This is a genomic window from Frankia sp. AiPa1 (assembly GCF_023243075.1).
Lineage (GTDB): Bacteria > Actinomycetota > Actinomycetes > Frankiales > Frankiaceae > Frankia.
Map to the genome: position 1 here is coordinate 45591 of NZ_JALKFZ020000178.1, position 20665 is coordinate 66255.

Consider the following 20665-nt stretch of genomic DNA (forward strand, 5'->3'; position numbering starts at 1 on the left):
GCCGCTTCCCACCGGCCGCCGCAGCCGCAGCCGCAGCGGCCGGAGGGCGGACCCGGCCAGCCGTGCGCCGACGGTGCACGCCAGCCCGTGATCAGGAGCACGCCAGCCTGTGATCACAGGCGGTCGACGGCGGTGACCCGCACGACGGCCACCCCGGCCTCGTCGGAGGCGGCCAGGTCGATCTCGGCGCTGATGCCCCAGTCATGGTCGCCCGCCGGGTCGTCGAAGATCTGCCGGGCCGTCCAGCGCGGCCCGTCCTCGGACAGCAGCAGCATCTTCGGGCCGCGGGCGTCGGCGCCCGTGCCGATCTCGTCATGCTCGTCGTAGTAGGTCGAGAGCGCCTCCCGCCAGCCATCCGCGTCGAAGGTCGACCCGACGCCACCGGCGCCGACCGGCGGGGGCCCGTCGAGCTCGCCGAGGGCGTCGTAGCGGCGCAGCGCCGCGAGCTCCACCCGCCGGAACAGCGCGTTGCGGACCAGCACCCGAAACGCCCGGGCGTTGCGGGTGACCGCCGGCGGCCGCTCGTCCGCCGCCGCGACGCTCAGATGATCAGCCGCACCCCCGGCGCCATCCGCGTCCGGATCGCTCAGGCGCTCCCACTCGTCGAGCAGGCTCGAGTCGGTCTGGCGCACCAGCTCGCCGAGCCATTCGGTGAGATCCGCGAGCTCTTCGGTGCGGACGTCCTCGGGCACCGTCTGGCGCAGCGCCCGGTAGGCGTCGGCCAGATAGCGCAACAGCAGCCCCTCCGAGCGGGCCAGGCCGTAGAACGAGACGTACTCGGCGAACGTCATCGCCCGCTCGTACAGCTCGCGCGCCACCGACTTGGGCGCGAGCTCGTAGTCACCGACCCATGGATGCCCCCGCCGGTAGGTCTCGAACGCGGGCTCCAGCAGCTCGGCGAGCGGCCTGGGATAGCTGACCTCCTCCAGCAGCTCCATGCGCCGGTCGTACTCGACGCCCTCCGCCTTCATCGCCGCCACCGCCTCGCCCTTGGCCTTGGACAGCTGGGCGTGCAGCACCTGACGCGGATTGTCCAGCGTCGACTCCAGAACCGAGAGCACGTCGAGGGCGTAGCCGGGGGAGGCGGGGTCGAGCAGTTCGAGCGCGGCCAGCGCGAACGGCGACAGCGGCTGGTTGAGCGCGAAGTCGAGCTGCAGGTCGACGGTCACCCGCACGTTTCGGCCCAGCTCGTCGGGGGAGTCGAGCTTCTCCACCACCCCCGCGGCCAGCAGCGCCCGGTAGATCGCGATCGCCCGGCGGATGAGACGACGCTGGGTCGCGGCATCGGAATGGTTGTCGGTGAGCAGATGGCGCATGGACGCGAACGCGTCCCCGGGCCGGTTGACGACGTTGAGCAGCATCGCGTGCGACACGGTGAACTGGCTGGTCAGCGGCTCCGGCTCGGCGGAGACCAGACGTTCGAACGTCGGCTCGCCGTAGCCGACACTGCCCTCGGGCGGCTTCTTGCGCACCACCTTGCGCCGCTTCTTCGGGTCGTCCCCGGCCTTCGCCAGCGCCTTCAGGTTGTCGATCACATGCTCGGGGGCCTGCACCACCACGTTGCCGACCGTGTCGAACCCGGCCCGCCCCGCCCGCCCGGCGATCTGGTGGAACTCCCGCGCGGTGAGCAGCCGCACCTTCGACCCGTCGTACTTCGACAGCGCGGTGAACACCACCGTGCGGATCGGCACGTTGATGCCCACCCCGAGGGTGTCCGTCCCGCAGATCACCTTCAGCAGCCCCGCCTGCGCGAGCTGTTCCACCAGCCGACGGTACTTCGGCAGCATCCCGGCGTGGTGCACCCCGATTCCGTGACGCACCAGCCGGGAGAGCACCTTCCCGAACCCGGCGGCGAACCGGAACCCGCCGATCGCCGCCGCGATCGCGTCCTTCTCCGCCCGTGACGACACGTTCACGCTCATCAGCGCCTGCGCCCGCTCCAACGCCTGCGCCTGGGTGAAGTGCACGACGTACACCGGCGCCTGCCGGGTCTCCAACAGCTCGCCGATCGTCTCGTGCAACGGAGTCGTCACGAACCGGTAGAACAACGGCACCGGACGCTGCGCCGAACTCACCACCGCCGTCGGCCGCCCGGTCCGCCGGGTCAGGTCCGCCTCGAACCTCGAGACGTCGCCGAGTGTCGCCGACATCAGCACGAACTGGGTGCGCGGCAGTTCCAGCAGCGGAACCTGCCAGGCCCAGCCCCGATCGGGGTCGGCGTAGTAGTGGAACTCGTCCATCACGACCTGGCCGACATCCGCGTCCACCCCGTCGCGCAGCGCGATGTTCGCCAGCACCTCCGCGGTGCAGCAGATGATCGGCGCGCTGTCGTTGACGCTCGCGTCGCCCGTCATCATCCCGACGTTCGACGCCCCGAACATCGCGCACAGCGCGAAGAACTTCTCGCTCACCAGCGCCTTGATCGGCGCCGTGTAGAACGTGCGCCGCCCCGCCGCCATCGCCGCGAAGTGCGCCCCCGCCGCCACCAGGCTCTTGCCCGACCCGGTCGGCGTCGCCAGGATCACGTTCGACCCCGACACGATCTCGATCAGCGCCTCGGACTGCGCCGGATACAGCTCGAGGCCCTGCTCGGACGCCCAGGCGGTGAACGCGTCGTACAGGGCGTCGGGATCCGGCGGGGCGGCGGCCGGGCCCGTGGCGGTGGCACCGGACGCCGTCAGCACAGCGGGGGCGGTCGAAGCGGCGGGGGAGCGCGGCGGAAGGCGGTCGGCGAGTGTCATGGTCCCTCGATCGTGCCTGATGCCACCATCACCGGACACCGCGCCCACGCTGTGGGCCGATGCCGGTCAACCGGCCATCCGGGCCACCGCGGTCGGTGGTTCGGCCTGCAGGACGCGCCCGGGCGGCCGTTCGTCGCCGAACAGCCAGTAACCACGGTCCTCGCGCAGCCCCACCTGCGGCGGTGGCTGACACGTTCCGCCCACCCGGTGGGCGTCGAAACCGGTGGTGGCACCGGCGAACGTCGCATGGCAGGTCGGGCAGTGCGCCGCGGTAAGCGCGGTCCAACGGGCATCGCAGCCGCCGCACGCCAGCAGGATGGGACGGTCGTACTCGCTGTCCCGCCCGGCCATGAATCCACCCTTCCCCCCGTAGTCGCACCAGAGCCGTAGTCACAGCAGAGCCGCAGTCGCCCCAGAGCCGCAGTCGCCCCAGACCCGTAGACCGGGATTCTCACCGGTTCGGGATTCGGACGTCGGCATTTCCCCGGCACGCGGATTTTGTCCCGCGCCAGGACCACACCGGGACCGGCACCATCCGCCCGCATCGTAAACCAAGATAATCAACAGTGTTGACGCCACTCGGCGTTCACGATCATCGAATCTTCATCAGGAACACGAACCCAGCCTCCACACCAGCATCCGAGATACGAAGATCATAGTGGGGTGGCCGCGCGGGTCGGCCTGGCGGGGGGCGAAGGAGCGGCTGCACGCCGCGAGGCTCTGTGCGGGTCGCCAGGGCTGTGGGTGTCAGGACGGTGGATGCCAGGACGGTGGGTGTCGCCGCCCGGGGGAGCGGCGACGGGAACGGAAACTGTCGGAGCCGCCGGGGAGAATCGAGTCATGGTCACGGCCGCGCTGCCCGCCGAGGGGGCCGACGTCTGCGCGCGGCTGTACGCGGCCGGGTTGCCGCCCCGGTATCCGCTGGCCATGGTGGCCGTGCCGGCGGTCGGCTTCGCGCTCGCGTGGCAGGACCCGGCGGCCGCCGGGTCGGTGGGTGAGGTCCTCGTGGCGGCCGGCGACGAGCGGGCCGCCGGATGGGTGGCCGAGATCGAGCGACGGGTCGCGCCGCGGTGGGTGTGGTGGTCGACGCGGCCGTCGGCCGGGCCGCTGCTGGCCGCGGGCCTGCACCGGGTGGCCTGCTGGGACCTGTCCGCCGTGCACCGGCTGTTGCACGGCGGACGCCGTGGCGACCAGGGCGCGGTGTGGGCGGCGTTCACCGGGCGGCCCGCGCCCCCGCCGCCGGTCCGTCCCACCCGCCCCGTCGTGGCCGGCCAGCTTGACCTGTGGGACGCCGCCGACGCGGACGTCGACCCCACCACGGGCACCCCGGATGCGAGCGACCCCCCGGCCCGCGCTCCGATCCGCGGGGTCGGCGCCGGGGCCGCCCGGATTCGGGACGGCGAGCGCCCGGCCGAGCTGGTGGCGGACCAGCCACTCGACGACGGGTGGCCCCAACGGGCGGCGTCACCGGCCGAAGCACTGCGCCGGGCAGGGGAACTGGCCCGCCGCGCCGTGCGGGTGCAGGAACACCAGGAGCGCGAGCTGCGCCGGTTCGACGATCCCCGGCCCCGGCCCGGGCCCACACCGCTGGCCGTGCTCACCGCCCGGTCGGAGTCGGCCGCCGAGCTGCTCGCCCGCGAGCTCGAACGCGACGGCCTGCCGCTGGCCAGGCCGGTCGCCGCGGCGCTGCTCACCGAGCTGATCGGCCCGGCACCCCGCTCCGGCGCCGACGAGCTCGCCGCCCGCCGCGACCGCGACGCCCCCGTCCTCACCCACCTGCCCCGCCCCGTGGACCTGCGCAACCCCGCCGCGGTCCGCATGGCGCTGCGCAGCGTGGGCATCGACGTTCCCGACACCCGTTCCGGACGGCTCGAACCGCTGCGCGCCGCGCATCCCGTCGTCGGCGCGTTGCTGGCATGGCGGCGCGCCGAGCGGATCGCCACCACCTACGGCCACCGCTGGCTGGACGACCATGTCGGCCCCGACGGGCGGCTGCGCGGCACCTGGCACGGCAGCGACGGAGGTGCCGGGCGGATGACCGCCCAGGCGGGCCTGCACAACCTGCCCGCCGACCTGCGCGTGGCCGTCGTGGCCGAACCGGGCCGGGTGTTCGTCCGCGCCGACCTCGGCCAGATCGAACCCCGGGTGCTCGCCGTCGTCTCCGGCGACCCGGCGCTGGCCCGGGCCACCCAGGCCGACGACATGTACGCCCCCGTCGCCGCGCACCTGGGCCGGCCCCGTGCCGAGGCCAAGGTCGCGATGCTCGCCGCCATGTACGGCCAGACCACCGGCTCCGCGGGCGAGGCGCTGCGCCGCATGCGCCGCGCATACCCCACGGCGCTGGACTTCCTCGACGCCGCCGACGCCGCCGGCCGCGACGGACGCGACCTGCGCACCTTCGGCGGGCGGCTGCTCCGCCTGACCCTGGCACCGACCAGCACGGCGCCACTCGCCTCCCCACCCGGTTCCCCCGGTTCGGGCCGCGGCCTCACCGAACCGGCATGGGACGAGCCCACCCCACCCGCCCCCGGTGCCACCACCGCGCCGGATGAGCCGCCCGCCCCGCCACGGTCCGGCGAGCTTTCCTCCTCGGTGGCAGCCCGCACGGCCCGCGGCCGATTCGCCCGCAACGCCGTGGTCCAAGGACCCGCCGCCGAGCTGTTCAAAGCCTGGGCGGCGACGGTGCGCGCTGAACTGTCCCCCCTCGGCGGCCAGATCGTCCTGTGCCTGCACGACGAGCTGCTGCTGCACGTTCCTCGCGACAGCGCCCAACCGGCCGTGGACCTGCTCCACCGCACCCTGGCGGCGACCGCCGGCTACTGGGCGGCCGGCAGCGGGGTGCGCCTCGTCGCCGAGGTCTCGGTCCTGCACCGCTGGTCCGACGCCCCCCACTGACCCCCCGACATCGCTCTCCAGCGGCGGAAGCCCCCAGTCGGGGTTCCCGGGGGACAGCCGTTCGTGGAGGTCGGCGGTCTCGGCGTACACCTCCGGCTGTCCGCGCCGGCGGACGACGACGTTGCCGGCCAGCGCCATCCACCCTCGGGGATGGAGCACCTCGTGCGCGCGCCGCCAGCCGATCGACGGGTCGACCCAGTGCCATGACGACGCGGCCACGAGAACGTCGAAGCGCCGACCACGGTCATCCCAGTCCTCGAACGTCGACGTCTCGAGCTCAACGTTGCGGAAGGTGGTGACCGCCGGCGGGCGAGTGCGGCCAATCCCGCGCCGGGTTCGACGGCGGTCACCGGGCAGCCCAGCGCCGCCAGCCCGCGGGTCGCCTGACCGGTACCGCACCCCACCTCGAAGATCAGGTCATCCACCTGATAGCCGGATTCCTCGCGCAGCTCACGTATCGCCGCCTGCCGCGGTGTCTCACCCGCGTCGATCATCCCGCCGGGCAGCTCCCAGCGCTGCCGACGGCGGTCGAACACCAGCAGCAGGCGGCCGTCGTCGGTCCAGAGCGCGACCAAGGACGCCGGCAGCGCAGCGTCGCGCGGTTCGGCGTCCTCGCCGGCCTGGTGGAACGCCACGAGGAGGTTCCCGTTGTCGTCCGCGGCAAGGGGGGCCGGATCGCCATCGCTCATGCGGGTCAGTATCGGCCTGCCGGAACGCGCCTGCCGCTCCGACCATCGACTCCATCCAAGATAATCAACACTGTTGACGATGTCGCACCACCTTGATCAACTACCACCACAAAGACCAGCACCTGGGGGAGTCGGGCCTGAAAATCTTTTTGCGCTCCAGCATGCGCCGGCGGCGGTGTTCCAGCCCGACTGTCGCGCCCCTGGTAACGCTTCTCGGCCTCGGGTGGCGCCCTTCGGCGGACTGTCACCCGAGGCCACCCACCATGATCATCACATTTGTCGGGGGCGGCCGGGCGATCATGTAGAGATGATCTTGACCCGCCTGCGGTCCCGCTACTTGACATAATGTGCATTATCGGCGCTTGGGGGATGGGGGGTTGGCGCTGGTGTGGGCTGCTCTGTGGTCGTTCTGGTGGGGTCAGAACGACCACAGGGTTGTGTGGGTGGTGGTCTGGTGTGGGTTTGGGTCTGGCGGGTTCAGTCGGTGTCGAGGTTGAGGGCGAGGCTGTTCATGCAGTAGCGCTCGCCGGTGGGGCCGGGGCCGTCGGGGAAGACGTGGCCGAGGTGGCTGTCGCAGCGGGCGCAGCGGACTTCGGTGCGGGTCATGCCGTGGGAGTGGTCGTCGATGAGGGTGACGGCATCGCGGGTGGTGGGTTCGGTGAAGCTGGGCCAGCCGCTGCCGGAGTCGTATTTGGTGTCGGAGGTGAACAGGGGCGTGTCGCAGGCGCCGCAGCGGTAGGTGCCGGTTTCCTTGTTGTAGGTGTAGGTGCCGCTGAAGGCGCGTTCGGTGGCGGCCTGGCGCAGGATGGCGTAGCGCTCGGGGTCGAGTTCGGTGCGCCACTGCTCGTCGGTTTTGGTGATCTTGTGGGTGGTGGGTGGTGGGTTGTTGGGGTTGCTGGTGGTCATGGGTGGCGGGTCCTTTCGTGGTGGGGTGTGGCTGGGTGGGGTGTTACTCCCCCGTCTTGGGTGTGCGCAGCAGGGGTGTGGCGGTGGCGGCGCCGGCGAGGGCGAGGGTGGTCATGGCGGCGCCGAGGGCGGGTGGGAGGTGGCCGCGGGCGGTGGCGGTGGCGAAGACGGAAACGTCGGCGGTGTCGGCGAGCATTCCGGCGGTGATCCAGGTGTGGGTGTCGCGGCCGGTGGCCTGGGCGGTGAGCAGGCCGGCGCCGAGGGCGATGTCGCGGATGCCGGCGAGGCGGGCGGTCCAGGCGAGTTGGGTGGCGGTGACGCGGTCGACGCCGGTGATCCGCAGGGTGTCGACGGCGCGGGTGAGGGCGAGGGTTCCGACGGCGGTGCGCAGGATGCCGAGGGTGGTGGTGTGCAGGGCGCGCAGGGGGTGGTTGGGGTGTTTCGCGACGGGTCGCTGGCGTGCTGTGTTCATGATTGTGATACGGGTCCTTCCGCGGTGGGAACGTCTCGGCTGGCTGGAACGTTGTCGGGGGGTAGTTGCATACGACTCGACGCTCGGAGGAGTTATATGGGCGAGCGCATCCTGCGGGGAAGCCGTCTCGGTGCGGTGTCCTACGAGACTGACCGCAGTACCGAGCTTGCCCCGCGTCAGTCGGCGTCCTACGACTGTCCGAACGGGCACCAGTTCACGATGCCGTTCGCCGCGGAGGCGGAGGTGCCGTCGGTGTGGGAGTGCCGGGTGTGTGGGGGCGCGTCGGTGATTGTCGATGGTGAGCGGCCGGAGCCGAAGAAGGCGAAGCCGCCGCGTACGCATTGGGACATGCTGATGGAGCGTCGGACCACGGATGATCTGGAGGAGGTTCTGGCGGAGCGGTTGGCGGTGCTGCGGGGTACCGGTGAGGGGCGGCGTAGCGCCTGAGCGGGTGTGGGTGGCGTCGGGGGCGCTGCCGTGTGTGGGGTGCGGGTCGGGCACGGGGGGGGTGCGTGCCCGACCCTTTGGTGTGCTCTGGTTGTGGGTGGGGTTCGCGGGGCGGGTTAGCTGCTGGATGTGGTGACGTTGCTGTGGGTGATGTTGCTGTGGGTGGTGTCGGGGTCGCTGGTGGTGTGGGGCTGGGTGTGGGTGCGGGGGGTGGGTGTGCGGCGGGGGTGGGTGAGGGCCCACCAGCCGACGCGCCAGAATGCTTCGGCGACGATGGTGTTGCTCATCTTGGAGGTGCCGCGGGCGCGTTCGACGAAGGTGATGGGGACTTCGGTGACGCGGTAGCCGGCGCGCCAGGCCTGCCAGGCGAGGTCGACCTGGAAGCAGTAGCCCTGGCTGGCGATGCGGGTGAGGTCGCGGGCGCGTAGGACGTCGGCGCGGTAGGCGCGGTAGCCGGCGGTGGCGTCTCGCAGCGGCATGCCGAGGGCGGCGCGGACGTACAGGTTGGCGCCGCGGGAGAGCAGCAGGCGGCGCCGTGGCCAGTTGCGGACCTCTCCCCCGGGTATCCAGCGGGCGCCGATGACGAGGTCGGCGTGTTCGAGGGCGGTGAGCAGGCGGGGTAGCTGTTCGGGCTGGTGGGAGCCGTCGGCGTCCATTTCGACGATGACGGTGTAGTCGTGTTGCAGGGCCCAGGTGAAGCCGGCTATGTAGGCGGTGCCGAGTCCGGATTTTTCGGTGCGGTGCAGGACGTGGATGTGGTCGTCGTCGGCGGCGAGCTTGTCGGCGATCTGACCGGTGCCGTCGGGGCTGGCGTCGTCGATGACGAGCAGGTCGACCGTCGGGTTCGCGCGGCGCAGCCGGCGGGCGGTGTCGGGGAGGTTGTCCCGCTCGTTGTAGGTGGGGATGCAGACGACGACGCGGTGGCGATCCACGCGGTTCCTTCCGTTTCGGGGGCCATGTCCGAGTGCCCGGTGGTGCGGTGTTCTCCCTGGCCTGGTCGGTGGGCGGCTAGGCGTCCGGGTGTGGCTGGCCTGGCCTGGGGGTGCTGCTGTCGGTGGTGTGGGCCGTATGGGTGGTGCGGCGTAGTGCTCCCGCCATCATGGCGCCCAGGGCGAGGGCGAGCAGCACCGCCTCGGGGAGGTCGCCGGCGCGGTCGGCGAGGGTGCGGCTGGTGCGCAGCGGGAGGGTGGCGCTGAGCGCGGCGGGCTGGTATAGGCCGCTTTCGGCGAGGATGGTGCCGTTGGGGGCGATGAGGGCGCTCTGTCCGCTGGTGGAGACCTGGATGGTGGCGCGGGCGTGTTCGATGGCGCGTAGGCGGGACATGGCGAGTTGCTGCTGGCTTTCGCCGTGGCGGCCGAAGGAGGCGTTGTTGGTCTGGATGACGAGGAGTTCGGCGCCGTGGTTGACGGTGTCGCGGACGAGGGAGTCGTAGGCGACTTCGAAGCAGATGACGTCGCCGATGGTGGTGCCGGCGGCGGGCAGGGTGCCGATGGTGGTGCCGTGGACGAAGTCGCTGGGCATCTCGTCGGCGAAGCGGTGGATGAGGGTGGTGAGCAGGGCTCGGCCGGGGAGGTATTCGGCGAAGGGGACGGGGTGGCGTTTGACGTACATGTGGCCGGTGTAGCCGTCGGCGGTCCAGATCATGCCGGCGTTGCGGACGTGGCCGGGTCCGGGTCCGTCGAGGACGGCGCCGACGAGCAGGGGGGCGCGGGCGGTGCGGGCGGCGTCGCGTAGGGCGGCGGCGACGGTGGGGTTCTGGAGGGGGTCGAGGTCGGAGGAGTTTTCGGGCCACAGGACGAGGTCGGGTTGGCGGGTGTGGCCGGCGGCGATGTCGGCGGCGAGGCGGCGGGTTTCGGTGAGGTGGTTGGTGGTGACCTGGGAGGCGCGGCCGAGGGCGTGGATGCCGCCGTCGGCGGGGACGTTTCCCTGGATGGCGGCGATGGTGCGGGTGCCGTGTTCGGCGGTGGTGGGCAGGGGGACGGCTTGGCCGATGAGGGTGAGGGTGAGGGCGCCGAGTAGGGGTGGGGTGAGCTGGCGGGCGGTTGTTCTCCTGCCTGGGCTGGTCGTGGTGGGGGGTGGGCGGTGGAGCAGGGTGTGGATGTGGGGGGTGAGGGTGGGGCGCAGGGTGAGGGCGGTGAGGGTGAGCAGGCCGCCGAGGGTGGCGACGGTGGCGGTGAGCAGGGGTGCGCCGCCGAGGGCTATCAGGGGGGTGAGGGGGGTTGCGGACTGGGTGAAGGCGAGTCGTCCCCAGGGGAAGCCGCCGAAGGGGGCGCGGTCGCGGAGGGCTTCGTCGGCGACCCAGACGGCGCCGGTCCACAGCCAGGGGGCGGGTAGGCGCCAGGCGAGGGTGGTGGCGGGGGCGGTGAGGGCGAGGATGGCGGCTTCGGCGAGGGCGAGGACGATCCAGGCGTCGGCGCCGACGAAGGAGACGAAGCGCAGGAGGGGTAGGAAGAAGCCGAGGCCGAACAGGAGGCCCAGGGTGTAGGAGGCGCGTAGGCGCCGGCCGCGGACGGTGAGGGTGAGCAGGGTGACGGCCAGGGGTGCCAGTGGCCAGGCGCCGACGGGTGGGGTGGCCAGGTAGAGCAGGAGGCCGCCGGTGAGGGCGGCCAGGGCGGGTGGGGTGCGTCGGCGCAGGGTGGCGCGGCTGGGGTGGGTGTGTCGCGTTCGGTTGCGGTGGGGTTGGTGGTTCTCCCCCGCTGGCTGCGTCCCGGCTGTGTCGCCGTGTACGGCTGCCGGGTGCGGGCTGGTGGCGCGCTGCTCCCCCGCCGCGGCGGGTGGCGCTGTGGCGGCGGGGGTGTTCTGCTGGATGGGGATGCTGTCGGTGGGTGGCAGGTCGGCGGGTTCCCCGGTCCGGGGGGCCGCGGGACGGTGGCGGGCCGGAGTCGCAGTCACCGGTCCAGTCTCGGTCACGCCGGGCGTACTGGCCACGTCGGCTCCCGCCTCGTGTGCGAGACCTCGGGGTGCTTGGTGTTCTGCCTGACTGTCGCCGTTCGTGTCGTGCGTGTCGGCTGCGGGCTCACTCCCCCGCCGCCACCCGGCCTCGCAGTCACGTTCCGTGACGGAAAACCCGACCCTGGCGCGGCCCAAGATCCTAACAGGTCGTTGTGGGGGTGTTCGTGTCCGATTTGCCCCCCACGGGGACCTGGTTAACCGGATCTTGCTCGGCCGCCGACTGCGGATGGTGGCGGATGGTGGGGATCGGGGGGTGCGGATGGTGGCGGATGGGTGGATGGGTTCAGGTGAGGGTGTCGTGCAGGATCTGGCCGCGTAGGACGGTGCGCCGGCAGAGGGGCTGGGCGGTGTCGGGATGGGGCAGGCCGGTGGTGGGGTGCAGGCCGGTGTGGGTCCAGATGGCGTAGGTGGCGGGGTGGCCGGGGGCGAGGGTGCCGTGCCCGTCGTGTTCGGCGTGGGCGGCGTACCAGCCGCCGTGGGTGGCGGCGCGTAGGGCGGTGTGGGCGGGCAGGCGGGCGGTGTGGGTGTGGTGGGCGGTGGCGGCGTGGATGGCGCCCCAGGGGTCCAGGGGGGTGACGGGGGCGTCGGAGCCGAAGGCGAGGGGGATGCCGGCGTGGGCGAGGGCGGCGTAGGGGTTGAGGGTGGCGGCGCGGTCGGGGCCCAGCCGGGTGGCGTACATGCCGGTGGTGCCGCCCCAGCGGGCGTCGAAGGCGGGTTGGGTGGAGATGACGAGTCCGAGGGCGGCGATGCGCGCCAGATGCGCTTCGTTGATCATCTCGGCGTGTTCGAGGCGGTGGCGGGCGGCGGCGAGGCGGTGGCGTCCGAGGTGGGCGGCCGCGGCGTTGAGGCCGTCGAGGACGGTGGTGATGGCGGCGTCGCCGATGGCGTGGAATCCGGTCTGGGCGCCGGTGTCGGCGCAGGTCAGGGCGATGTCGCGGATGGTGTCGGCGTCGAGGTGCAGGGTTCCGTGGTGGGGGGTGTCGGTGTAGGGGTGGTGCAGGGCGGCGGTGTGGGAGCCGAGTGAGCCGTCGACGAAGATGTCTCCGCCCCAGTGGGCGCCGAGGGCGGCGGCGGTGGGTTTGTCGCCGGCCCAGTAGCCGAGGACGAGCGGGCCGGGGGTGGCCTGCGCGTGCGCGAGCAGGCCGGCGAGGTCGTCGGCGCTGGAGACGTGGGGGCCGGCCATCTCGTGCAGGGCGGCGATGCCGAGTTCGGCGGCGCGGGTGCGTACGGCGTTCCAGGCGGCGCGGCGCTGGTGTGCGGGCAGGGTGGTGTCGGCGTGGCGGCGGGCCTGGTGGTGGGCGGCGCCGGTGACCAGGCCGTCGGGGTGCCAGCCGGGGTGGGTGGCGGCGTCGGCGGCGTGGGCGAGGGTGGTGGAGATGACGGCGGTGTGTCCGTCGACGCGGGCGAGGTAGACGGGGGCGCCGCCGGTGGCGCGGTCGAGTTCGGCCGCGGTGGGGGGTGTGTGGTCGGGCCAGGCTGTTTCGTCCCAGCCGGTGCCGTACACGGTGGTGTGCCGGTGGCTGCGGGCGTGGGCGGCCAGGGCGTCGAGGGCTGCGGTGCGGGTGGGGCTGCCGGTGAGGTCGAGGCCGGTCAGGGCGAGGCCGGTGGCGGTGGTGTGCAGGTGGGCGTCGACGAAGGCGGGGGTGATCAGTTCGCCGTGGAGGGTGTGGACGGTGTCGGCGGTGTCGGTGAGGGTGGCGGCCTGGTCGTCGGTGCCGAGCCAGGTGATGGTGTCGCCGATGGTGAGCATGGCGGTGGCGGCGGGGTCCGCGGTGGGGGTGGTGTGGCCGGGGCCGCCGGTGGTGCTGTGGGGGTGGTGGGTGGCGGTGTGGAGGTGGCCGCCCTGGTAGAGCACGGTGCGGGGGCTGGGTGTGGGCACGGGGGTTGAGTCTGCCGGGTGTTCGGTGCCGGGGCGGGGTGGTGTGGCGGCGGCGGGTGGGTCGTCGGGCAGGGGGTGCGGTGTGCGGTGGGGGTGGTTACAGGGCGGGTGGGCGGCCTTCGTAGGGGGTGGACAGGACGACCATGGTGCGGGTGGAGACCCCGGCGGCGGCGCGGATGCGTTGTAGGAGGGTCTCGAGGTCGGCGGGGCTGGCGACGCGCACCTTGAGCAGGTAGCTTTCGTCGCCGGCGACGCTGTGGCAGGCCTCGATCTCGACGATGTGGGCGAGGCGTTCGGCGGCGTCGTCGGGTTGGCTCGGGTCGATCGGGGTGATCGAGACGAACGCGGTGAGGGGCAGGCCGACCTGGGTGGGGTCGACCAGCGCCGTGTAGGAGGTGATGACTCCGCGTTGTTCCAGGCGGCGGACGCGCTGATGGACGGCGGAGACCGACAGGCCGGTGGCCCGGCCGAGGTCGGTGAAACTCATACGCCCATCTCGGCACAGCATCTGCACGATTCGTCGGTCGAGATCTTCCAGCACGATCCGGAGCGTACGCAGGTGCGGCGGCGGATTGGCGGGGGTTTCTGGTCCGTTGCCTGGTCCCGGTGGGACCTCCGCTACGGTCGGTCGGTGTGTGTGTGGTGGTGGGGGGTGCGGGCGGTGGGTCCGGGTGTGACGACGTGAGGTGAGAGATGGGTGCGGATGGTGGCGGCGGGTTGTTGCTCGCGGACACTCCGTCGCTGTATTTCCGGTCGTTCTATGGTGTGCCGCGTTCGGTGCGGGCGCCGGACGGGACGCCGGTGAACGCGGTGCGGGGTCTGCTTGATGTGCTGGCCCGTCTTGTTCTGGAGGTGCGTCCGCGGGCGCTGGTGGCCTGTTTCGACGCGGACTGGCGTCCGGCGTTCCGGGTGGCGTTGCTGGCGTCGTACAAGGCGCACCGGGTTGCTGGCGGGGCCGGCGAGGGAGAGGTGGAGGAGGTGGAGGAGGAGCTGCGGGTGCAGCTTCCGGTCATCGACGCGGTGCTGGACGCGTTCGGGATCGCTCGGGCGCAGGCGGCGGGGTTCGAGGCGGACGATGTGATCGGCACGCTGGCGACGGGCTGGGATGGTCCGGGCGGTGTGGACATTCTTACCGGGGACCGGGATCTGTTTCAGCTGGTGGACGATGCGGCCGGGGTGCGGGTGCGGTATGCGGTGGAGCGGTTCGCGGTGGTGGATGAGGCGTCGGTGACGGCCCGGTATGGCATTCCGGGTCGGGCGTATGCGGATTTCGCGGTGTTGCGGGGTGATCCCAGTGATGGGTTGCCGGGGGTGGTGGGGATCGGGGCGAAGACGGCGGCGGCGTTGCTGGGCCGTTTCGGGTCGTTGCGGGCTTTGCTGTTGGCGTTGGATGAGGCGCAGAGCGCGGGGGTGGGGGTGGTGGATGGGGTGTCGGCGTCGGTGGGGCGGCGTCTGGGCGGGGCGCGGGAGTATCTCGCGGCGGCGGTGCCGGTCGTGGCGGTGGTGCGTGATGTTCCGGTGGGGGCGGTGGCGGCGCGGCTGCCGGGCGCGCCGCGGGATCCGGCAGTGGTGGCGGAGCTTGCGCGACGGTTCGGTCTGGGGGCGGCGTGCGGCCGGTTGAGCGCGGCGCTGCGCACGGTCGCGGGTGAGGCGGGCGGCTGAGCGGCCGGGCCGCGCGGGCGGCCGGCGGGTGTGCGGGGGTCCGTCGGCGTGCGTCCGGGTGGGGGGTCTGGTGCGGGTTGCCGGGTGGCTGGTGCGGGGGGCGGGTTTGGGGCGGAACAGGGCCAGCGTCTGGGGTGGGGTGGGGCCGGTCTGGGGTGGGGTGGGACGGTCGGCGCCGGGCGGGGGGGCGCGCCCGCGGTCGGGGCGTCAGGTGGCGGGGTGCACCGGCCGGCGGCCCGGGGGGTAGGTTTCCGTGCGTACCGCGACTGGGCATCGGTCGGCCGGCAGGTGCGGCTGGCGTCGCGGGGCGGGGCGGGTTCGCGCCGTCTTCTCGGGTGCCCGCCGGATGGGCGCCGCCGGTCCGGGCGGTGCGGTGCGGGTGCCCGAGGGGGTGTCCGGGGATGTGGGCTGCGGAGGTCAGGGTGGGGCTGCGTGAGCGGCTCGCGGGTCGGCGGGTGCTGGTGACCGGGTTGACCGGGTTCATGGGCGAGGCGCTGCTGGAGCGGTTGCTGTCGGATTTTCCGGATACCTCGGTGGTGGCGTTGGTGCGGCCACGGGGCAGCCATTCGGGGGCGGCGCGGCTGACGCGGATGATGCGTAAGCCCGCGTTTCGCGGGTTGCGTGAGCAGTACGGCGCGGCGGGGTTGGTGGAGCTGGTGTCGCGCCGGGTGGAGGTGATCGAGGGGGATCTGGCGTCGGTGCCGGATCTGCCGGGGGACATCGACGTGGTGGTGCACTGCGCCGGGGAGGTGTCGTTCGACCCGCCGATCGATGATGCGTTCCGGATCAATGTGGGTGGGTTGCAGGAGCTGGTGCGGGCGTTGCGTGCCGGTGGGGCGTGTCCGCATCTGGTGCATGTGTCGACGGCGTATGTGGCGGGGCTGCGCTCGGGGCACATCGCCGAGGGTCCGTTGGCGCATGAGGTGGACTGGCGGGTGGAGCAGGCGTTCGCGGGCCGGGCACGCGAGCAGATCGAGGACGCCTCGCGTGCGCCGGAGAACTCCGAGCGGTTCCACGGGGCGGCGCGTAAGCGGTTCGCCGCGGCCGGGGCGCGGACGGTGTCGTCGGAGGCGGAGCGGTTGCGCCGGGAGTGGGTGGCGCGTCGGCTGGTGGCGGCTGGTGGTGAGCGGGCGCAGGTGCTGGGGTGGACCGATGCGTACACGTTCACCAAGGCGTTGGGGGAACGCTGGTTGGAGGAGCATCACGGGGATCTGCCGTTGACGGTGGTGCGGCCTTCGATTATCGAAAGTGCGCTGTCGCGGCCGTTTCCGGGGTGGATCGAGGGGTTCAAGATGGCCGAGCCGCTGATCCTGGCCTATGGCCGGGGTGAGCTGCCGGACTTCCCGGCGTCGCCGGACGCGGTGGTGGATATCATCCCGGTTGATCTGGTGGTGAACGCGACGTTGGCGGCGGCGGCGACGGTCCCCCCGGTGGATCAGCCGGCTTATTACACGGTGTGTTCGGGTTTTCGGAATCCGTTGCGGTTCTGGGAGCTGTATGAGCATGTGCGGGAGTACTTTCTGGCCGATCCGTTGCCGGCGCCGGGGCGGGGGGCGATCGGGGTGCCGCAGTGGCCGTTCGCGGGGGCGGCGGCGGCGGAGGCGCGGTTGCGGCGCAGTGAGCTGGTGGTGGGGGTGGCCGGCAGGGTGCTTTCGCAGGTGCCGGCGTCGCAGCGGGTGCGGGGCTGGGCGGGTCAGTTGGAGCGGGCGCAGTCGCGGGTGGCGTTTCTGCGGCGCTATTCGGATGTGTACCGGGCGTACACGAAGGCGGAGCTGGTGTATGTCGATGATGCGACGCGGGTGTTGCACGAGTCGATGGATGCCGCCGATCAGGTGGATTTCGGGTTTGATCCGCGGTGTTTCGACTGGGAGCACTATCTGCGTCGGGTGCACTGCCCGGCGGTGACGGCGGTGCTGCGTCGGCCGCGGGCGGCGGCGGTGCCGCGGCGGCTGTCGGGTCATCTGCCGGCCGGGTCGGGCACGCTGGCGGTGTTCGATCTGGATGGGGCGGTGGCGGCGGCGTCGGTGATCGAGTCGTATCTGTGGATGCGGCTGGCCGATGAGGGTGTGTTCGGGCGGGTGCGGGAGCTTGCGGGGCTGGCGGCGGCGTTGCCGGGGTATGCGCGGGCGGAGCGTCGTGATCGGGGTCATCTGATGCGGGCGGTGTACGCGCGGTATGCGGGGGTGGATCCGGGTGAGTTGGAGCGTCTGGTGGCGGAGGTGGCGGGGGATGTTCTGCTGGGTCGGGTGCGGCCGGCGGGGATTCGTCGGGTGCGGGAGCATCGGGCGGCGGGGCATCGCACGGTGTTGTTGACGGGGGCGTTGGAGGTGTTGACGGCGCCGCTTGCGCCGTTGTTCGACGATGTGGTGGCGGCCCGGTTGGAGGTGGGGGCGGACGGTCTGTACACGGGCCGGTTGGCGTCGTCGCCGCTGGTGGGGGATGCGCGGGCGGCGTTCGTGGAGCATCATGCGCGGACGGTCGGGGCGGATCTTTCGGTGTCGTGGGCGTATGCGGACAGCCAGTCGGATCTGCCGTTGCTGCGGTCGGTGGGTCATCCGGTGGCGGTGAATCCGGATGTGGCGTTGCATCAGGTGGCGCGGGGGGCGAGCTGGCCGATCGAGGAGTGGGCGGTGGCGGGCGGGTCGCGGCTGGTGGTGGGTTCGCGGCGGGAGCGACGTGTGCTGGCGGCGGCGGGTCGGGCGCGGGTGGGGGCGTCGGGGGCGGGGGGTGTGCGGTGACGCGGGGTGTGGAGTTGTATGCCTCCCCCGCGCGGCTGGCGGCGGGGCGGGTGGCGCGTCAGGCGGCCAGGGTCGCTGGCGCTGGGGGTGGGGTGGGCGGCGCGGCGGCGGATGTGCTGGCGTGGGGGTCTTCGGGGTTGAGGCCCGCGGCGTTGGGACGGTTGGTGGCGTTGCGGTATGTCGATGGTGCGGATCCGGTGCCGCCGGATGGGTCGTGGGTGCGGGTGCGTCCGTCGTTGTCGGGGATCGGCGGGGCGGATCTCGCGCTGGTGACGGGTGGGGTGTCGGGCTATCTGGGTGGGGCGGTGGCGTTGCCGTTCGTGCCGGGCCGGGAGGTGGTCGGCCGGGTGCAGGAGCAGGTGGTGCTGCCCGGGTCGTCGGCCGCGGGGGGTGTGGTGGTGCCGGCGGGTGGTCGGGTGGTGGTCGATCCGGCGCGGCTGGCGGTGTTCGCGGCGCGTCGCGGCGTGTCCTGCGGTGGGGTGGCCGGTGAGGTCGGGGCGTCGGTGGGGGTGGCTGGTGGCGGGTGGAGTCGGGTGATGGTGGCGCCGGGGGCGGCGTTGCTGGTGGTGCCGGAGTCGGTGCCCGATGGGCGGGCGGTGCTGTTCGATCCGTTGTCGCGGGCGGTGGCGGCGGTGGCTCGGGCGCGGGTGGCGCCGGGGGCGCGGGTGCTGGTGGTGGGTGCGGGGGCGGTGGGGCTTGCGACGGTGTTGGCGTTGCGGGCGTTCAGTGCGGCGGGGCCGGTGGCGGTGGTGGCGGCTGGGGGGCGGGCGGCGGCGTTGGCTCGCCGGTTCGGCGCGCAGACGGTGGTGGAGCCGGCGGGGGCGCTGGCGGGGGTGCGCCGGGTGACGCGGGCGGTGCGGGTGGCCGGGCGCGGCGGGGATGATTTTCTGCTGGGTGGGGTGGATGTGGCGTTTGAGGCGTCGGGTCGGGCGTCGGGTGTGGGGCTTGCGGTGCGCGCGACGCGGGCGGGGGGTCGCGTGGTGCTGGCGGGGGTGCCTTCGGGGCGGGTGGATCTGACGCCGGTGTGGGCGCGGGGGCTTGCGCTGGTGGGTGCGGGGATGGGCCAGGACATGGCCGCTGGCACCGAGGTGTCCGACGGCACGGGGGTGTCCGACGGCACGGGGGTGTCCGACGGCACGGGGGTGTCCGACGGCATGGTCGGTGTGGCTGGGGACGTGTGGACGGGTGGGGTCGGGGATGCTGGCCGGGTGCGGGTGGGGGGCGTGGCGGCGGCGCGGGTGTGGGAGCTTGCGGGTGATCCGCGTCTCGATGAGGTGGTGGGGGTGGTGTATCCGCTGTCGCGGTGGCGGGAGGCGGTGGACCATGCGCTGCGGGGCTGGCGGGCCGGGGTGGTGCGGGTGGCGTTCGATCCTTCGGTGAGCTCGTGACGGGTGGGCCGCCCGTGGCGGTCGTGCTGGTGGCGGCCGGGCGGTGGGTGTTCCGGTGGGTGGTGGTGCAGTTCGTCGGGTTCCGTTTCGTCGGGGTCCGTGGTGACCGGGTCCGTGTGGAGGGTGGCTTCGCACGGCGTGTGTGGAAGGGATCGCGTCGGTGAGACCGGGGTTCGTGCTCGAGGTTGACGAGCGGACTCCCCCGCTGCTGGTGCACCAGGGCGACGGGGTGCTGCTGGAGCGTTTTCCGTCCGGGGCGCGGGTGGTGTATCCGCCGTTGCCGCGGCCGGGGATCGGGGCGGTGGAGGCGGCGGTGGACGCGGCGTTGGCGGCGCCGACGGGGTCCGCGCCGTTGGTGTCGTTGCTGCGTCCGGGGATGCGTCTGGTCCTGGTCGTCTCGGATGGTGGGCTGCCCGCGCCGTGCAGGCGTGGGGTGGACGTGCGGGCCCGTGTCCTGGAGCGGGTGCTGTCGGTGGTGGCGGCGGCCGGGGTCGATGATGTGCGGCTGGTGGTGGCCACGGGGCTGGGCCGGCGCCGGTCGGCGGCGGAGGTCGCGGCTCTGGTGGGTGAACGGGTGTTCCGGTCGTTCTGGCCGGCGCGGCTGTGCTGTCATGACGCGTTCGACGAGGCCAATCTGGTGGAGGTGGGGACCAGTGGCGCCGGTGAGGTGCTGCGGGTGACCCGCGTGGTCGCCGAGGCGGATCTCGTGGTGTCGGTGGAGGTGGTGCGGGATCGCGGTGTCGGTGGGCCGGCGGGGCTCGCGGCGGGGGTGGCCGGGCACATGTCGCTGCGCCCGGCGCACAGTGTGAGCGCGGCGATGCGGGATGCGGCCGGTTGGTTCGCCCGCCCGGCGCCGGCGCCGGATGCCGAGTCGGGTGTCGTCGCGCCGGCCGGGGCTGACGGGCCTGACGTGGTTGACGGGGCTGGTGGTCTGGGCGGCGGGGGCGAGGACGCGGGGGGCGGGCGGGCGGTGTTGGGGCGTCTGGGTGCGGTGCTGACCGGGACGTTGCCGGTGTTCGCGGTGACCGCGACGGTGGGCGGCGCGGTGGGTCCGGCGGCGGCACGGTTCCTGACGCGGCGTGAGTGGGAGTGGTCGCTGTCCGATCAGGCGATGGCGCTGGGTGCCGTGCGGGGCCTGGAACGTCTGGGTGGCTGGGCGCGGCGGCGGGCCTGGGGGCAGGCCGCGCCTGGCGACTATGCGGTCACCTCGGTGGGGGCCGGGGAGGTGCGGGCGGTCACGGCGGCGGCGTGGGCGCGGGTGGATGGCGGGCAGCGGGTTTCGGTCGACGGCCAGTCGGATGTGCTGGTGGTGGGTTCGGCGCCGTTCGGGGTGCATCACGGGTCGGGTCCGTCGGACCCGGTGCTGGGCACGCATGGGGCGCTCGGTGATGTGCTGGGCCGGCACACGGGTCGGCCGGTGGTCCGTGAACACGGCGCGATGATCATCTACCATCCGATGGCGGCACGGTTTTCTCAGGTGCATCAGCCGTCGTATGTGGACTTCTATGAGGAGGTGCTCGCGGAGTCGAGTGAGCCGGCGACGATCGAGGCGAAGTTCGAGCGGCAGTACGCCACCGATCCGTGGTACGAGTCGCTGTACCGGTCGTCGTTGGCGTTCCCGGGGTTGCATCCGTTTCACCGCTGGTATGAGACGGCGCCGGCGCGGGCCTATCTGGGTGAGGTGGTGGTGGTCGGCGGGGATCGGGCGGTGTGCGCGCGGCTGGGTCTGCGGGCCGCCTCGACGCTGTCGGACGCGTTGGAGATCGTGTCGGGGTCGGTGGGTCGGGATCCGTCGATCACCTATCTGCACAGTCCGCCGAGGATCGTCGCCGATGTGCGGTGAGTGCGCCGCGCGCGGGGGCCGTCGGTGTCCGGCGGATGCGCCGTGGGAGGGCA

At 72.9% G+C, this 20665-nt stretch carries 15 protein-coding genes; 6 read left to right on the forward strand and 9 right to left on the reverse strand.

What is annotated here, in order from left to right; all coding sequences use genetic code 11:
* Positions 1–113: 113 nt before the first annotated feature.
* Together MXD95_RS23010 and MXD95_RS23015 are read right to left on the reverse strand one after the other, a co-directional pair.
* Positions 114–2741: a DEAD/DEAH box helicase gene (locus tag MXD95_RS23010; protein WP_250642784.1), complete on the reverse strand. Its 2628-nt coding sequence runs from the start codon at positions 2739–2741 to the stop codon at positions 114–116.
* 66 nt (positions 2742–2807) lie between these two features.
* Positions 2808–3092 carry an FDXHR family putative zinc-binding protein gene (locus MXD95_RS23015; protein WP_250642785.1) on the reverse strand — a complete coding sequence of 95 codons (285 nt, stop codon included), beginning with the start codon at positions 3090–3092 and terminating at the stop codon, positions 2808–2810.
* Between the two features lie 489 nt (positions 3093–3581).
* Here MXD95_RS23015 and MXD95_RS23020 point away from each other — a divergent pair, with 489 nt between their 5' ends.
* Positions 3582–5636, forward strand: coding sequence for a DNA polymerase (locus MXD95_RS23020; protein WP_374122114.1), 2055 nt, complete (start codon positions 3582–3584; stop codon positions 5634–5636).
* Here the strand turns inward: MXD95_RS23020 and MXD95_RS28675 are convergent.
* The 3 genes from MXD95_RS28675 to MXD95_RS23035 all read right to left on the reverse strand — a co-directional run bounded on the left by MXD95_RS28675 (position 5558) and on the right by MXD95_RS23035 (position 7703).
* A complete protein-coding gene (locus MXD95_RS28675; RefSeq protein ID WP_285223731.1) occupies positions 5558–6325 on the reverse strand; it encodes an NUDIX domain-containing protein in 768 nt (255 codons plus the stop codon). The genes MXD95_RS23020 and MXD95_RS28675 overlap by 79 nt on opposite strands.
* Positions 6326–6802: 477 nt before the next feature.
* Positions 6803–7231, reverse strand: coding sequence for a peptide-methionine (R)-S-oxide reductase MsrB (gene msrB, locus MXD95_RS23030; RefSeq protein ID WP_250642786.1), 429 nt, complete (start codon positions 7229–7231; stop codon positions 6803–6805).
* A 43-nt stretch (positions 7232–7274) separates the two neighbouring features.
* Positions 7275–7703: a hypothetical protein gene (locus tag MXD95_RS23035; protein ID WP_250642787.1), complete on the reverse strand. Its 429-nt coding sequence runs from the start codon at positions 7701–7703 to the stop codon at positions 7275–7277.
* 96 nt (positions 7704–7799) lie between these two features.
* On the opposite strand from MXD95_RS23035, the gene MXD95_RS23040 reads away from it, so the two are divergent.
* Positions 7800–8150, forward strand: coding sequence for an RNA polymerase-binding protein RbpA (locus tag MXD95_RS23040; protein WP_101833638.1), 351 nt, complete (start codon positions 7800–7802; stop codon positions 8148–8150).
* Positions 8151–8266: 116 nt separating this feature from the next.
* Here the strand turns inward: MXD95_RS23040 and MXD95_RS23045 are convergent, their stop codons facing one another.
* From MXD95_RS23045 to MXD95_RS23060, 4 genes are all read right to left on the reverse strand, one after another.
* The gene (locus MXD95_RS23045; protein WP_250642788.1) at positions 8267–9082 is read right to left on the reverse strand and encodes a polyprenol monophosphomannose synthase; all 816 of its coding nucleotides are present in this window, start codon (positions 9080–9082) and stop codon (positions 8267–8269) included.
* A gap of 76 nt (positions 9083–9158) precedes the next feature.
* Positions 9159–11042, reverse strand: a complete 1884-nt coding sequence (lnt, locus tag MXD95_RS23050; RefSeq protein ID WP_250642789.1) for an apolipoprotein N-acyltransferase — start codon at positions 11040–11042, stop codon at positions 9159–9161.
* 343 nt (positions 11043–11385) lie between these two features.
* Positions 11386–12981 (reverse strand): amidohydrolase, encoded by a 1596-nt coding sequence (locus tag MXD95_RS23055; RefSeq protein WP_308301561.1) that lies wholly within the window; start codon positions 12979–12981, stop codon positions 11386–11388.
* Positions 12982–13078: 97 nt separating this feature from the next.
* Complete coding sequence (locus tag MXD95_RS23060) at positions 13079–13522, reverse strand: Lrp/AsnC family transcriptional regulator (protein ID WP_480024063.1); 444 nt, start codon at positions 13520–13522, stop codon at positions 13079–13081.
* A gap of 152 nt (positions 13523–13674) precedes the next feature.
* Between MXD95_RS23060 and MXD95_RS23065 the strand changes: the two genes are divergently transcribed.
* The 4 genes from MXD95_RS23065 to MXD95_RS28680 all read left to right on the forward strand — a co-directional run bounded on the left by MXD95_RS23065 (position 13675) and on the right by MXD95_RS28680 (position 20612).
* Positions 13675–14643, forward strand: coding sequence for a 5'-3' exonuclease (locus tag MXD95_RS23065; protein ID WP_250642790.1), 969 nt, complete (start codon positions 13675–13677; stop codon positions 14641–14643).
* Positions 14644–15065: 422 nt separating this feature from the next.
* Entirely contained in the window at positions 15066–17381 is a 2316-nt protein-coding gene (locus MXD95_RS23070) for an SDR family oxidoreductase (protein ID WP_250642791.1), read from the forward strand.
* Positions 17378–18769 (forward strand): zinc-binding dehydrogenase, encoded by a 1392-nt coding sequence (locus MXD95_RS23075; protein WP_250642792.1) that lies wholly within the window; start codon positions 17378–17380, stop codon positions 18767–18769. Before MXD95_RS23070 ends, MXD95_RS23075 begins: the two co-directional genes overlap by 4 nt.
* 160 nt (positions 18770–18929) lie before the next feature.
* Positions 18930–20612, forward strand: coding sequence for a lactate racemase domain-containing protein (locus tag MXD95_RS28680; RefSeq protein WP_308301562.1), 1683 nt, complete (start codon positions 18930–18932; stop codon positions 20610–20612).
* The last annotated feature ends 53 nt before the right edge of the window (positions 20613–20665 follow it).

Bases quoted from the DNA above. Each gene is read 5' to 3' on its own strand.
- MXD95_RS23010 (WP_250642784.1), bottom strand. From the start codon at position 2,741: ATGACACTCGCCGACCGCCTTCCGCCGCGCTCCCCCGCCGCTTCGACC.
- MXD95_RS23015 (WP_250642785.1), bottom strand. From the start codon at position 3,092: ATGGCCGGGCGGGACAGCGAGTACGACCGTCCCATCCTGCTGGCGTGC.
- MXD95_RS23020 (WP_374122114.1), top strand. From the start codon at position 3,582: ATGGTCACGGCCGCGCTGCCCGCCGAGGGGGCCGACGTCTGCGCGCGG.
- MXD95_RS28675 (WP_285223731.1), bottom strand. From the start codon at position 6,325: ATGAGCGATGGCGATCCGGCCCCCCTTGCCGCGGACGACAACGGGAAC.
- msrB (WP_250642786.1), bottom strand. From the start codon at position 7,231: ATGACCACCAGCAACCCCAACAACCCACCACCCACCACCCACAAGATC.
- MXD95_RS23035 (WP_250642787.1), bottom strand. From the start codon at position 7,703: ATGAACACAGCACGCCAGCGACCCGTCGCGAAACACCCCAACCACCCC.
- MXD95_RS23040 (WP_101833638.1), top strand. From the start codon at position 7,800: ATGGGCGAGCGCATCCTGCGGGGAAGCCGTCTCGGTGCGGTGTCCTAC.
- MXD95_RS23065 (WP_250642790.1), top strand. From the start codon at position 13,675: ATGGGTGCGGATGGTGGCGGCGGGTTGTTGCTCGCGGACACTCCGTCG.